Source organism: Chromobacterium sp., from assembly GCF_041912965.1.
Classification (GTDB): domain Bacteria; phylum Pseudomonadota; class Gammaproteobacteria; order Burkholderiales; family Chromobacteriaceae; genus Chromobacterium; species Chromobacterium aquaticum.
The window spans coordinates 16518-30505 of record NZ_JAYSGF010000018.1 but is presented as its reverse complement, the minus strand read 5'-3'; the positions used below and the strand labels follow the sequence as shown (position 1 = coordinate 30505).

At 63.8% G+C, this 13988-nt stretch carries 15 protein-coding genes; 5 read left to right on the top strand and 10 right to left on the bottom strand.

Translation table 11 applies throughout. The features are described from left to right. Positions 1–45: 45 nt before the first annotated feature. Genes htpX through def form a run of 3 tightly spaced genes read right to left on the bottom strand, consistent with a single transcriptional unit; the run spans position 46 to position 2401 of the window. A complete protein-coding gene (htpX, locus tag ACE3QM_RS11510) occupies positions 46–903 on the bottom strand; it encodes a zinc metalloprotease HtpX (protein WP_043635619.1) in 858 nt (285 codons plus the stop codon). A 36-nt stretch (positions 904–939) separates the two neighbouring features. Beyond that, complete coding sequence (gene fmt / locus ACE3QM_RS11505; RefSeq protein WP_374421983.1) at positions 940–1860, bottom strand: methionyl-tRNA formyltransferase; 921 nt, start codon at positions 1858–1860, stop codon at positions 940–942. Between the two features lie 37 nt (positions 1861–1897). Further along, entirely contained in the window at positions 1898–2401 is a 504-nt protein-coding gene (gene def / locus ACE3QM_RS11500) for a peptide deformylase (RefSeq protein WP_231463729.1), read from the bottom strand. 148 nt (positions 2402–2549) lie between these two features. Here def and ACE3QM_RS11495 point away from each other — a divergent pair, with 148 nt between their 5' ends. The 4 genes from ACE3QM_RS11495 (at position 2550) to topA (ending at position 7715) form a co-directional block, all read left to right on the top strand. Further along, entirely contained in the window at positions 2550–3584 is a 1035-nt protein-coding gene (locus tag ACE3QM_RS11495) for a LysM peptidoglycan-binding domain-containing protein (RefSeq protein ID WP_374421980.1), read from the top strand. After that, positions 3581–4660, top strand: coding sequence for a DNA-processing protein DprA (gene dprA / locus ACE3QM_RS11490; protein WP_231463734.1), 1080 nt, complete (start codon positions 3581–3583; stop codon positions 4658–4660). Before ACE3QM_RS11495 ends, dprA begins: the two co-directional genes overlap by 4 nt. Positions 4661–4695: 35 nt before the next feature. Next, complete coding sequence (locus tag ACE3QM_RS11485; RefSeq protein WP_048408299.1) at positions 4696–5154, top strand: DUF494 family protein; 459 nt, start codon at positions 4696–4698, stop codon at positions 5152–5154. Between the two features lie 260 nt (positions 5155–5414). Continuing rightward, a complete protein-coding gene (topA, locus tag ACE3QM_RS11480; RefSeq protein ID WP_231463736.1) occupies positions 5415–7715 on the top strand; it encodes a type I DNA topoisomerase in 2301 nt (766 codons plus the stop codon). An 83-nt stretch (positions 7716–7798) separates the two neighbouring features. On the opposite strand, the gene ACE3QM_RS11475 is transcribed toward topA, so the two are convergent. From ACE3QM_RS11475 to ACE3QM_RS11450, 6 genes are all read right to left on the bottom strand, one after another. Beyond that, entirely contained in the window at positions 7799–8176 is a 378-nt protein-coding gene (locus tag ACE3QM_RS11475; RefSeq protein WP_048408301.1) for a DUF1622 domain-containing protein, read from the bottom strand. Between the two features lie 43 nt (positions 8177–8219). After that, the gene (locus ACE3QM_RS11470; protein ID WP_374421975.1) at positions 8220–8591 is read right to left on the bottom strand and encodes a diacylglycerol kinase; all 372 of its coding nucleotides are present in this window, start codon (positions 8589–8591) and stop codon (positions 8220–8222) included. A 140-nt stretch (positions 8592–8731) separates the two neighbouring features. Continuing rightward, positions 8732–9691: a glutathione synthase gene (gene gshB / locus ACE3QM_RS11465; RefSeq protein WP_374421973.1), complete on the bottom strand. Its 960-nt coding sequence runs from the start codon at positions 9689–9691 to the stop codon at positions 8732–8734. A 5-nt stretch (positions 9692–9696) separates the two neighbouring features. Then, positions 9697–10311: a hypothetical protein gene (locus ACE3QM_RS11460; protein WP_374421970.1), complete on the bottom strand. Its 615-nt coding sequence runs from the start codon at positions 10309–10311 to the stop codon at positions 9697–9699. Beyond that, positions 10308–11597 (bottom strand): glutamate--cysteine ligase, encoded by a 1290-nt coding sequence (gene gshA, locus ACE3QM_RS11455; protein WP_048408305.1) that lies wholly within the window; start codon positions 11595–11597, stop codon positions 10308–10310. Before gshA ends, ACE3QM_RS11460 begins: the two co-directional genes overlap by 4 nt. A gap of 156 nt (positions 11598–11753) precedes the next feature. Beyond that, complete coding sequence (locus ACE3QM_RS11450) at positions 11754–12698, bottom strand: carbohydrate kinase family protein (protein ID WP_048408306.1); 945 nt, start codon at positions 12696–12698, stop codon at positions 11754–11756. 120 nt (positions 12699–12818) lie between these two features. On the opposite strand from ACE3QM_RS11450, the gene ACE3QM_RS11445 reads away from it, so the two are divergent. Next, positions 12819–13295 (top strand): TlpA disulfide reductase family protein, encoded by a 477-nt coding sequence (locus tag ACE3QM_RS11445; protein WP_048408307.1) that lies wholly within the window; start codon positions 12819–12821, stop codon positions 13293–13295. Between the two features lie 45 nt (positions 13296–13340). On the opposite strand, the gene ACE3QM_RS11440 is transcribed toward ACE3QM_RS11445, so the two are convergent. Then, the gene (locus tag ACE3QM_RS11440) at positions 13341–13865 is read right to left on the bottom strand and encodes a DUF2087 domain-containing protein (protein WP_374421966.1); all 525 of its coding nucleotides are present in this window, start codon (positions 13863–13865) and stop codon (positions 13341–13343) included. Positions 13866–13988: the final 123 nt, after the last annotated feature.

Here is a 13988-nt window from a genome sequence, read left to right as displayed (position 1 = left end):
CCTTGCGCGGTCATCGCGGCGCGGCGGCCGCGCGACGCTCTTCAATTAATATACGCCGCGCGCCATCGCTTGCAGCCGTTCGATGCGATCAGCGGTCTGCGGATGGGTGCGGAACAGATCGCCCATCCCGCCGCCGCCGGACAGCGGATTGATGATCATCATCTGCGCGGTTTCCGGATGCGCCTCGGCGGTGGGCATCACGATGCCCTGGGCGTAATACTCGATCTTCTGCAATGCGGACGCCAGCGCCAGCGGATCGCCGGAAATCTCGGCGCCGCCACGGTCGGCCTCGAATTCGCGAGCGCGCGAAATCGCCATCTGGATCAGACTGGCCGCCAGCGGCGCCAGCAGGGCGATGGCCAGGCGCGGCAGCAAACCCACCGGCTGGCCGTTCTCATCGCGGCCGCCAAAGAACATGGCGAAGTTGGCCAGCGCCGAAATCGCGCCGGCCATGGTCGCGGAAATGGTGGAGATCAAGGTGTCGCGGTGCTGGACATGAGCCAGCTCATGCGCCATCACCCCGCGCAGCTCGCGGTAATCCAGCATGCGCATGATGCCGCTGGTGGCGGCCACCGCCGCGTGCTCCGGGCTGCGACCGGTGGCGAAGGCGTTGGGCTGCTCTTCGTGGATCACGTAGACGCGCGGCATCGGCAGGCCGGCGCGCTGCGCCAGTTCCGCCACCATGCCGTAGAATTCCGGCGCGCTCTGGGCGTCCACTTCCTGCGCGTTGTACATGCGCAGCACCATTTGGTCGGAATTCCACCAGGCGAACACATTCATCGCCCCGCCAAACAGCAGGGCCAGGATCATGCCGCTCTTGCCGCCTATCATGCCGCCGATCACGGCGAACAGCGCCAGGATCGCCGCCATCAGCAAAGTGGTTTTGAACCAGTTGTCCGTCATCGCTCGCTGCCTTTCACTCCTTGTCCATCAATCCGTTCACACCCCCAGGCGCACGCCCGGCAAATGGCCGCGGCCGGCGACGAAATCGCGCGCGGCCAGCCGCTTGCCGCCCGCCGCCTGCAGCACGCTCAAGCGCACCAGGCCAGCGCCACAGCCCACCAGCACGCCGTCCGCGTCCGCGGCGACGATCACGCCCGGTTCGGCCTCGCCGGCTTCAGCGCTGGCCATCCACAGTTTCAGCGGCTCGCCGGCCAGCAAGGTATGCGCGCCGGGCGCCGGGTTGTAGGCGCGGATCGCCCGCGCCACGTCCTGCGCCGGCAGGCTCCAATCCACCAAGGCCTCGGCCTTGTTCAGCTTCTGCGCGTAGGTGACGCCCGCTTCCGGCTGCTTGCGCGGCTGAATGGCGTCCAGCCCGGCCAGCGTGGAGACGATGGCGCGCGCGCCCTCTTCCGCCAGCTTGTCATGCAGCGTGGCGGCGGTTTCGTCGGCGGCGATGGCCACCGGATGGATGGACAGCATGTCGCCGGTGTCCAGGCCCACGTCCATCTGCATGATGGTGATGCCGGTTTCGGCGTCGCCAGCCAGGATGGCGCGCTGAATCGGCGCGGCGCCACGCCAGCGCGGCAACAGCGAGGCGTGGATGTTCAGACAGCCGTGCGCCGGGATGTCCAGCACCGCCTGCGGCAGGATCAGGCCATAAGCGGCCACCACCATCAGCTCGGCGCCGACATCGCGCAGCATCTGCTGCGCCTCCTCGTTGCGCAGCGACACCGGCTGTTCCACGCGCAGGCCGTGCTCCAGCGCGACGGCCTTGACCGGGCTGGGTTTCAATTTCATGCCGCGGCCGGCCGGACGGTCCGGCTGGGTCAGCACCAGGGCGATTTCATGGCCGGCGGCGATCAGCTCTCGCAGCGCTGCGGCGGCAAACTCCGGCGTACCGGCAAAGATCAATTTCATTCAAACCATTCCGGACGGAGCGCCGATGGCGCGTCCATCACATATTCTGTTTTTCACGCTTTTTCAGCTTGGTCTTGATGCGGGTCTGCTTCATCTGGGACAGGTATTCGACGAATACCTTGCCGTCCAGGTGATCGATCTCGTGCTGGATGCAGATCGCCAGCAGGCCGTCTGCTTCCAGTTCGAACGGCTTGCCGTTGCGGTCCAGCGCGCGCACCTTGACGCGCTCGGCGCGGGTCACCTTGTCGTAGATGCCGGGCACGGACAAGCAGCCCTCCTCGTACACGGTCTCGCCGTCCTTCTGCAGGATTTCCGGGTTGATGAACACGCGACGCTCGTTCCGCTCCTCGGAAATGTCCATCACCACCAGGCGGTGGTGGAAATCGACCTGGGTCGCGGCCAGTCCGATGCCCTTGGCTTCGTACATGGTCTCGAACATATTGTCGATCTGGGTCTGCAAGGCCTCGTCGAAGACCTCCAGCGGCTTGGCCACGGTGTGCAGCCGCTCGTCCGGGTAATGCAAAATATTCAACAATGCCATCGGATTTAATGACTCCCCATCGTTTCAATCACTCATCAAGTTGTCGTATCGCGATCAGCACGCCGATAATAGACATGTTCGACACGCGATTCCTTGCAAGCGGGCCACTCCCGCAGGTGTCCGCTCACCTTATATTGGGGCATTTCCCATGCGTAAAAGCATTATATCCCTCGCCTTGGCCATCGGCCTGGCCGCGCCGGCCTTTTCCGCCGGTCTCAAGCTGAAACCGGACGCGCCCGGCACATACACCGTGGTGCGCGGCGACACGCTGTGGAGCATTTCCGGACGCTATCTGAGCAGCCCGTGGAAATGGCCGCAACTGTGGCGGATGAACCAGAGCGACATCAAGAACCCGCACTGGATTTATCCTGGCGATGTGCTGGCGCTGGACTATGTGGACGGCCAGCCGCGCTTGTCGCTGGCCAGGGGCGCGCAACGCGAGGTCAAGCTGTCGCCGCAGGCGCGCATCGAAACCCAGGACCTGGCGGTGGCCAGCATCCCGGCTTCCGCGATCGAGCCCTTTCTCAAGCGCCCGCTGGTGGTGGACATGGCGCAATTCATGCAAGCGCCCAAGCTGATCGCCGGCCCGGAAGAACGCATCAGCGTCACCACCGGCGACCGGGTCTACGCCACCGGCATCACCGAGGCCGGCACCTGGCAGGCCTACCGCCTGGGCAAACCGCTGCTGGACCCGGACAGCAAACAGGTGCTGGGCATAGAAGCCACGTATAGCGGCGACCTGGTTGCCGACAAGGCGCAAGGCGAAGTCCAGACGCTCAAGGTCAGGAATACCAGCGAGGAAATCATGGTCGGCGATCGCCTGATGCGCGCGCCGCGCCAGAATTTCAACAATTACGCGCCGCACCCGGCCAGCGCGCAGATGAGCGGCAAAGTGGTCTCAATCTACAACGGCGTGGACGGCGCGGCGCAATACTCCACTATTGTACTCAATCTGGGCAGCGCGCAGGGAGTTGAAAACGGCCATGTGTTCGGTCTGTTCAAAAAGGGCCGCCCACTGGAAATCAAGGACGAGCAAGGCAAGCGCACGGTGGCATTGCCGGCGGAGCGCGCCGGCAATGCCTTCGTCTACCGCGTGTTCGACAAAGTCTCCTACGCGCTGGTTCTCGATAGCACCGGCCCGATCTATGTCGGCGACGGCGTGGCCAGTCCCGAGCAAGAATGACGCAGCCTCCGCACGACTGGCTGTTGCTGGCGCTGACCCCCGGCATCGGTCCGGCCGGCTTTCTGCGGCTGATCGACGCCTTCGGCAGCGCCGCCGCCGCGCTGGACGCCAACAGCCGCCAGACCGAGCCCCTGATCGGCAAAGAAGCCGCCGCCGCGCTGCGCGGCCGCGAGGCCGAAGCCGCCGCCGACTCCGCGCAGCAATGGGCGCAAACCCCTGGCTGCCAACTGGTGTCCTTGCTGGATGACGACTATCCGCCGCAGTTGGCCGAATCCGGCTCGCCGCCGCCGCTGCTGTTCGCCCGCGGTCGACGCGAACTGCTGGCCCAACCCATGCTGGCCATCGTCGGCAGCCGCGCAGCCACACCGCAGGGCCGGCAGAACGCGGAAAGCTTCGCTAGCGAATTGGCCGAGCACGGCTTTTGCATCGTCAGCGGCATGGCCAGTGGCATCGACGCCGCCGCCCACCACGGCGCGCTGACCCAGCCGGCCTCCACCATCGCCGTGGTCGGCACCGGCATAGACCGCGTCTACCCGGCCGGCAACCGCCAGCTGGCGCACCGCATCGCCGAGGAAGGGTTGATCCTGTCCGAGTTCGCGCTGGGCATGGGGCCGCTGGCCGGCCATTTCCCGCGCCGCAACCGCATCATCGCCGGGCTCAGCCGTGGCTGCCTGGTGGCCGAGGCCAACACCGGCTCCGGCTCGCTGATCACCGCGCGGCTGGCGATGGAGAACAACCGCGAAGTGATGGCCATCCCCGGCTCCATCCACAATCCGCAATCGCGCGGCTGCCACCGCCTGATCAAGGACGGCGCCAAGCTGGTGGAAACCGTGGACGACGTGCTGGACGAAGTGGGCCGCCTGCAACGCCAGCCTCCCCGCGCCCAGCCGGCGGCTGTCGCCGCGGAATCGCCGCTGCTTGAAGCCATGGGATTCGACCCCATCAGTATCGATGCACTTTCAACCACGCTCGGGTTGACTGTGGGGGAGCTTTACGCGATGCTGCTCGAACTTGAGCTGGCCGGCCTGGTGGCCAGCCATCCCGGCGGGCTTTTTCAACGCCTGAAATCGGGCTGAACCGCGCTAACCCGCATTTTGATAAAGACAGATTGATGTTTGACGTACTCGCCTTCCTGTTTGAACAATTCCGCGATCCGGAAGCCTTTGGCGATCGCGGCGTGCTGATGCGCCAGCTGGAAGCCGCCGGTTTCGAAGACGAGGAGATCAACGACGCGCTGGACTGGCTGGATGGCGTCAGCGGCCTGGACGACAGCGGCTATCTCGGCGCCAACGAGGCCAGCGGCATCCGCGTCTACGCCGAAGACGAGGTGGAACACCTGCCCGCCGACGTGCGTGGCCTGCTGCAGTTTCTGGAAGACCACGGCGCCTTGACGCCGGCACAGCGCGAAATGGTGATAGACCGGCTGATGGACCTGCCCGCCGACGATATCAACGTAGGCAGCGCCAAGCTGGTGGCCTTGATGGTGTTGTGGGCGCAACAGGCGGAGCTGCCCATTCTGCTGGGAGAGGCGCTGCTGGATGCCGTGCATGGCGAACCCACCATGCAATGACTTGTCAGGCGTCTGGGCCGGGCTTAACATGCCGCCCTTGCTTGTCTCGGCTGGCACCCGAACCAAAGAGCGCTCTTGCGCTCTTGTTTTATTTGACGAATATATTTTCTGTCGACGCGATTTTTCCGAACGGACATTCCCGCACGGTCGACGGGAACGCAGCACCACGCAGAGGCTCAAAGCCATGCCGCGACGGCAGGCTTGCGAAGCCCGACGGATCAGCCGGCGCGCCGGCGCTTGCAAACAATTGAAAAGATAATATGCCCACCAGTCTCTTGATCGTCGAATCGCCGTCCAAGGCGAAAACGCTGAAGAAATACCTAGGCCCGGACTTTGAAGTCCTGGCCTCCTACGGCCATGTGCGCGATCTGGTGCCCAAGAACGGCGCGGTGGACCCGGAAAAAGGGTTCGCGATGAAATACCAGTTGATCGCGCGCAACAGCAAGCATGTCGACGCCATCGTCAAGGCGGTGGGCGACGCCGAACACATCTATCTGGCAACTGACCCGGACCGCGAAGGCGAAGCCATTTCCTGGCATCTGGTGCAGATCCTGAACAGCAAGAAACTGCTGAAGAACAAGACCGCCCAACGCGTGGTGTTCCACGAGATCACCAAGAACGCGGTGCTGGAAGCGATCCAGAACCCGCGCGAAATCGCGCAGAACCTGGTGGACGCGCAGCAGACCCGCCGCGCGCTGGACTACCTGGTGGGCTTCAACCTGTCGCCGCTGCTGTGGAAGAAGATCCGCCGCGGCCTGTCCGCCGGCCGCGTGCAGAGCCCGGCGCTGCGGCTGATCTGCGAGCGCGAGAACGAAATCCGCGCCTTCGTCGAGCAGGAGTACTGGTCGGTGCATCTGGACAGCCACAAGGGCCGCACCAAGTTCGGCGCCAAGCTGACCACAATGGCCGGCAAGAAGCTGGAACAATTCGACATTCCCAACGAGGCCGAGCAGGCCGGCATACTGGCGCGCTTGGAAGGCCACCCGGCGGTGGTCAGCAGCATCGAGAAGAAAAAGAAATCGCGCAGCCCGGCCGCGCCGTTCACCACCTCCACGCTGCAGCAGGAGGCCGTGCGCAAGCTGGGCATGACCACTGACCGCACCATGCGCACCGCGCAGCAGCTGTACGAGGGCATAGACATCGGCCAGGGCACCGTCGGTCTGATCACCTATATGCGTACCGACTCGGTGGCGCTGGCCGGCGAAGCGGTGGAGGAAATCCGCGGCTATATCGGCCTCAAGTTCGACGGCGACTACCTGCCGAAGAACCCGGTGGCCTACAAGAACAAGTCCAAGAACGCCCAGGAAGCGCACGAGGCGATCCGCCCCACCTCCATCCTGCGCACGCCGGAAATGGTCAAGCCCTTCCTGACCACCGATCAGTTCAAGCTCTACGACATGGTCTGGAAACGGACCCTGGCTTGCCAGATGGCGCCGGCCAAGTTCGACACCACCAGCATAGACATCGCCGTCGGCGAAGGCATGTTCCGCGCCACCGGCCAAGTGCAGACCTTTGCCGGCTTCCTCGCCGTGTATGAAGAAGACGTGGACGACGCCGAGGATGAGGACAACGCCAAGCTGCCGCTGCTGGAAGAGGGCGAGACCCTGCCGGTGGACAAGCTCTACGGCACCCAGCACTTCACCCAGCCGCCGCCGCGTTATTCGGAAGCATCGCTGGTGAAGGCGCTGGAAGAATTCGGCATTGGCCGCCCATCCACCTACGCCAGCATCATCTCGACGCTGAAGGATCGCGAATACGTGGTGCTGGACAAGAAGCGCTTCCTGCCCACCGACACCGGCGACATCGTCAACAAATTCCTGACCGAGCATTTCGCGCAATACGTGGACTACAACTTCACCGCCAAGCTGGAAAACCAGCTGGATGAAGTGGCCAACGGCCAGCGCGAGTGGGTGCCGGTGATGGACAGCTTCTGGAAGAACTTCTCCAAGCAGATCACGGAGAAGGAAAGCATTTCCCGCGCCGAGGTCACCACCGAGAGCCTGGACGAAGCCTGTCCCAAATGCAGCAAGCCGCTGTCCATCAAGTTCGGCAAGCGCGGCCGCTTCATCGCCTGCACCGGCTATCCGGACTGCGATTACACCCGCAATATCGGCGAAACCGCCGAACAGGCGGCGGAAGAGGCGGAAGCGCCGACGGTGATCGAAGGCCGCAGCTGCCCGGAATGCGGCGGTGAATTGCACATCAAGAAGGGCCGTTACGGCAAGTTCATCGGCTGCGCCAACTATCCGAAGTGCAAGCACATCGAACCGCTGGAAAAGCCGCGCGAAACCGGCGTGGAATGCCCGGAATGCAAGGCCGGCCAGCTGATCGAGCGCAAGAGCCGCTACGGCAAGCTGTTCTATAGCTGCAATACCTATCCCAAGTGCAAGTACGCCACTTGGAACCCGCCGGTGGCCGAGCCGTGCCCGAAGTGCAACTGGCCGATCCTGACCATCAAGACCACCAAGCGCCGCGGCACCGAGAAAGTCTGCCCGCAGAAGGAATGCGGTTATAGCGAGGTGATCGCGCCGCCGGAAGGCAAGGAAGCCGAGCCAAGCTAAGTCGCCCGCGCTTAAAGCAACAGCCCTGCATGGGAAAACCGTGCAGGGCTGTTTGTTTATTACTGCGCAGGCAAGAGGCCGGTTCAGGCCGGCGGCGGCTTGAGCCGACGCACCGCCTCGGCTTCACGGATTTCCCTGCCCAGGAAGTAATTGAGCGCGGTGCGCAGCACCGCGATGGCGCCCAACTTGCCGATCTGATCCCAACTGGGCGCCACCGCGGTGGACAGGATGTCGGCCGCCAACTGCAACTCCAAGGCCAGCGCCAGAAAGCGGGCGAAGCTGAGCCGCACCTGATTGTAATCGGCGTGATCCGGGCTCAGGCAGCGGCGGATATAGCGCAGGCCCAGGGTCAGGATGCCGACGCCTATCACCAGCGCGCCCAGCGCTTCCACGCCCAGCTTGAGCCAGAGCACCATATTCAGCACCCACTCCTCGACTCCGGACTCCACTGGCGACATCATCTGACGGCTCCTCTTGATTCAGGCAGCGCTCACCTTACCCGCTTCAGCCGAACAGCACCAGGCTCCACACCGCGGCCAGATTGATCAGGCCCAGCAATTGAGCGGCGCTGCCCATGTCCTTGGCGCGCTTGGCCAGCGGATGCCGCTCCAGCGAAGTATGATCCACCGCCGCCTCGATCGCGGAGTTCAGCAGCTCGATGATCAGCGTCGCCAGCGAACTGGCCACCAGCAAGGCGCGCTCCAACGGCTGGGCGTGAATGACGAAGGCCAGCGGGATCAACACCACCGCCAGCAGCACCAGTTGACGGAAGGCGTCCTCATGCCGGAACGCCGCCTTGAGGCCGTCCAGCGAGTAGCCGAAGGCGTTGATCAGGCGGGTGATCCCGGTTTTGCCTTTGAATGGGCTTTCTTTCATTGCTAGGTCCATGCGCTTGGGGCACAAAGCGGCGTCGGATGACGACCGGCGCCCCAGCATGCCAGCCCAAGATGACGCCAATAAAAAATCAAAACGGCCGGCATTGTCGCCGGCCGTGTCAAAGGTCGCTGCAATCGGCGTTAATGCGCCAGGCAGCGCCGCTCCAGCGCGTCGATGTACAGGCCGGCGACATTGATCTCGGTCTGATCCATGATCTCGCGGAAGCAGGTGGGACTGGTGACGTTGACTTCGGTCAGATAGTTGCCGATCACATCCAGGCCCGCCAGCAGAATGCCGCGTTTCTTCAGCTCCGGCCCCACTGCCTCGGCGATCTCGCGATCGCGCGCGCTCAGCGGCCGCGCCTCGCCGCGACCGCCTGCCGCCAGGTTGCCGCGGGTTTCCCCGGCGGCGGGAATCCGCGCCAGGCACCAGTCCACCGGCTCGCCGTCGATTACCAGGATGCGTTTGTCGCCGTCGCGGATCTCCGGAATATAACGCTGCGCCATCACCGTGCGCTTGCCGCGCAGGGTAATGGTTTCAATGATCACCGACAGATTGGCGTCGTCCGGACGCACCCGGAAGATGCTGTCGCCGCCCATGCTGTCCAGCGGCTTCAGGATCACGTCCTGATGCTGATTGACGAAGGCGCGCAGCCGGTGCGATTCGCCGGTGATCAGCGTCGGCGCGGTCAGTTCCGGGAATTGCAGAATGGCCAGCTTCTCGTTGAAATCACGCAAGGCCTGGCCGCTGGTGAACACCTTGGCGCCCTGGGCCTCCGCCAGCGTGAACAACTGCGAGGCGTACAAGTACTCCATGTCGAACGGCGGGTCCTTGCGCATCACCACGGCGCTAAAGGCCTGCAAGGGCTGGCGGTGCAGCTCGCCCAGCTTGAACCAGGCGGGATGTTCGCCCGCGTTCTGACCAGTCAGGCTCAGATCGCGCGCATCCACCAGCACGCGTCCGCCTTCCACCGATAACTGGTGCGCCTCGGCGAAGCTCAGGGCGTGGCCGCGCGCGGCCGCCTCCTGCATCATCGCGAAGGTAGTGTCCTTGTAAAGCTTGAAGTGATCCAGCGGATCGGCAATGAACAAGATACGCATGCTTGTCAGTCCTCGCTTGGCTTGGCGGTATCGCGCAATATGCGCGCCATATCGCCTCGCGCTTTTTCCATCATCTCATCGGCTTGGGCGGCGACGGCAAGAAAGGCCTCCTCGCCGGCTCCATTATAGGAGCAGCCCAGATAGCGCAGTGGCTCGTCCTGTGGCGCGCCCAGCAGCGCCGCCATCGGATTGGCCGGCATCTGATAGGCCGACAACATCGGCCCGTCATTGCCGACAAAGCGGTAATACTGCTCCGTCGCCCGGATAGGCGCGCGTTTGAGCCGCAGCCGGGACGCGGCTTCGGCCATTGTCCAAGCGGACGGCAGCGGCACCGACACGAACTCCTTGTGCAGCGCCAGCCGCGTCGTCTCCGCGCCGAACACCCGGATCGGCCGCTGCAGATCGTAGACATACACGCCCAGGCTGCTGGCCTGCTCATTCTTGCGTATCCAGGCAGGCCCCTTGTCGAACACCACGTCCAGCAAGGCCGGCTGCAGCGCCTGGTAGCGCTCGAACGATGCGCACTGCACCAATTCCTCCAGCGCCTGCGGCGTCAAGGCCTCGTCGGCGACCGCCGAGGCCGTCGCCGCCAACAGCGCCAGGCTCAGCCAGGCTTTCATTCCTCCGCGTCCGGATCGGTGGCTTCCAGTTCCAGCGCCGCCGCCAGCAAGGCCAGCCGCGAGATCACGCCATAGGCGTAGAAACGGTTGGGCGCACAGTCCGGCGTGCCTTGGCGATCCGGCAGGCAAGCGGTCTCGAACGATAGCGGCACGAAGTGCATGCCGGGCGCGTTCAGGTTCTCGTCTATGCCGCGGCCGGTATGCACGCGGTAGAAGCCGCCGGTCACATAGCGGTCCATCATGTAGACCACCGGCTCCGCCACCGCGTCTTCCACCGTTTCGAAGGTGTACACGCCCTCCTGGACGATGACCTCGGACACCTCCAGGCCTTCCTTGACCACCGACATCTTGTTGCGCGCCTTGCGGTTCAGGCCCAGCACCTCGTCCGGGCTCTTCACGCTCATCACGCCCATGCCGTAAGTGCCGGCATCGGCCTTGACGATGACGAAGGGCTCGTTGTCTATGCCGTACTCGCGGTATTTGATCCGGATTTTCTCCAGCATCCGCGACACTTCGTCCGCCAGCTGCTCCTCGCCGGTGCGGGCGTGGAAGTCCAGGCCGCTACAGCTGGCGAAATAGGGATTGATGGTCCAGGGATCGATGGAGATCAAGCGCGCGAAGTCCTCGCACACCTTGTCGTAGGCGGCGAAGTGGTTGCTCTTGCGGCGCACCGCCCAACCCGCGTGCAGCGGCGGCAGCAGGTTTTGCTCCAGGCCCTTGAGCAGGTCGGGAATGCCGCCGGACAAGTCGTTGTTCAGCAGGATCACGCAGGGATTGAAGCCATCCGCCAGCACCAGGCGGTTGCCGCGGCGCTCTATGGGCTCCAGGCGCACGGTGTCGCCATTGGCGGATAGCAGCTCGGTCGGCTCGGTGATTTCCGGATTCAGCGAACCCAAGCGCACCTTGAGGCCGGCCTGTTCGAAAATATGCACCAGCGCGGCGATATTCTGCAGGTAGAAGGTGTTGCGGGTGTGGTTTTCCGGAATCAGCAGAATGCTGCGCGCTTCCGGACACACTTTCTCCACCGCGCTTTGCGCGGCGTGCACCGCCAGCGGCAGGAAATCGCGGTTCAGGTTGTTGTGGCCGCCGGGGAACAGGTTCATGTCCACCGGCGCCAGCTTGAAGCCGCTGTTGCGCAGGTCCACCGAGCCATAGAACGGCGCCGCGTGGTTGTGCCACTGACTGCGGAACCAGTGTTCGATCTGAGGCTGGGCAGTCAGGATGCGGCTTTCCAGTTCGTAAAGCGGGCCGGTCAAAGCGGTTGCCAGATGCGGAACGGGCGGCATGAGATCCCCTTGGGTTTTCGAATTGAATTCGCTAATGGTGGGGGTGGCGAGGGGCGAATTCAAGACTTATTGTGTTTTGACCATTCAAAAAGCAAAGGACGCTCGCGCGTCCTTCCAGTGTCACCTTGCCGCGATCCGGCCATTGCGGCCGCATCATCACAACGGCCAGGGTTCTCCGTAAGCCTGCTGATACAAATCCTTCAGCGAGTCCCAGTCGAAGAAATGGTTCTGGCAGCCCGGCGTGGTCACCTTGATCGCGCCGATCACATTGGCCAGGCGGCCGGTGATCTTCCAGTCCAGGCCGCGGCTGATGCCATAGAGCAGGCCGGCGCGGAAAGCGTCGCCGCAGCCCATCGGATCCACCGGCTTGATCGGCATCTGCACGCGCGGGATCAGGTGCACGGTGTCGCCGACGTAGATCTCGGCGCCCTTGGAGCCGCGCGTGACGATCAGCGCCTCCACCTTCTTGCTCAGCTCCTCCACCGACAGGCCGGCGCGTTCGCGCATCAACTCGCTCTCGTAGTCGTTGATCGCCACATAGCTGGCCAGCTCGACGATCTCGTGGATCTCGTCACGCGACAGCAAGGGCAGTTCCTGACCCGGATCGAAGATGAAGGGAATACCGGCCGCGGCCAGCTCCTTGGAGTGCTGCAGGAAGGCGGTGTAGCCACCAGGCGACAGAATGGCCAGCTCGATGGGGTCCGGAATATCCGCAACGTGATTCTCGGTGGCGAAATCCATGGCCCCGGGATGGAAGGCCATCAATTGATTGCCATCCTTGTCGGCAATGCCGAAGCACTGCGAGGTATACTGCTTGCGGATCAGACGGATGAAGCGGTCATCCACGCCGGCGCGTTTCAGATGTTGGCGATACGGTTCGAAGTCCTCGCCCACCACGCCCATGACGATGGGGGTTTCGCCGAGCAAACACAGGCTGTAGGCGATATTGCCGGCCATGCCGCCAAATTCCCTGCGCATGGTGGGCGCCAGGAAGGTGGTGGAAATCTTGTGCAGCTGATCCGGCAGGATCTGGCTGTCGAACCGGCCGTGAAACGAGAACAGGGTATCGTATGCGAGCGCCCCGCAGACGAGGATAGACATGCCCACTCCGCAAAAAGGTCAATCGACCATTTTAACATGAAACCATTTTGACGCGCTGCCCGCGCTTGGCGCCGCACGTAAATATTCAATCAACATCAAACACCTACCAGGAATCCATTCATGCTCAAACGCCTGCTCGCCCCCGCGCTGATCGCGCTGCTGCCCTTGACCGCCATGGCCGCGGCCACGCTGGAACAAACCAGCTTCGCCACCCTGCAAGGCGGCAACACCACCCTCGCCGCTTACAAGGGCAAAGTCACGGTGCTGAATTTCTGGGCCACCTGGTGCGGGCCGTGCCGCGAGGAAATGCCGATGCTGAACAGCATGCGCGCCAAGCTGGCGCCCAAGGGCGTGGAAGTGGTGGGCGTGGCGCTGGACAATAAGGAAGAAGTCGGCGCCTTCGTGCGCCAGCTGAAAATCAGCTACCCCATCCTGCTGGGCGACAGCGACACGCTGGGCCTGATGCGCAGCCTGGGCAACGCCACTGGCGGCCTGCCCTACACCCTGGTGCTGGACCGCAAGGGCAAGGTGGCCGCCAAGCTGATCGGCCGCCTGGACGAGAAAAAGCTGGAAGCGGCGATCAAGCCCTATCTGTGACGACAACGCCCGGCCGTGGCCGGGCGTGATTGAGCGCAGCCCGCGCTAGCGGCGCTGCGTCCGGCGCAGGCCCAGCTGTTCGATCAGCCCGCCGGCCTCCGCCGGCGCCTCATTCTCGATCAGCCAGTACCGGCGGCAATCCGGCGTGCGCCCCAGCAAGCCCTGCTCCACCAGTTCGCGCCGCAGCAGCACGTGATCGCCGAACACCTCCTCCGCGCGCAACAGCGCGTTGACTTCCGGCTCGGACCATTGCCGGCCACGCGGCAAGGCCGCCCACAAGGCCCACAGACACAGCCGCTGCTCGCTGAACTTCTTCGGCCAGCGCGTCAAGCGTCCCTCGGCGTCGTAATGGCGCAACAAGCGCGTGGTTTCGGCCGATGCCTCGGGTAGCGTCGGGCGCTCGCACTCGGCGCGCCAATGCTGGAAGTTCTGGAAACCGGCGGCGCGCGCCAGCATATTGAGTATGCTCAAATGGCTGGGCGGGGCGCTTTCCTGCTGCCACTGCTGTTTGAGCGCGCGCGCCAAGGCGGAGATATCACTGCAATAAAAGGGATAAAGCGTACGAGACATGGTTCGAATCCTGTCATCGTGCCAAGGTCGGAGGGACTGCCGCGGTCGCCGTTACGGCCTGGCACGGGTTCGAGCCAAGCGGGATGCATCTAGCCAAGACAGGTTTAGCGTGGTGTGGACACC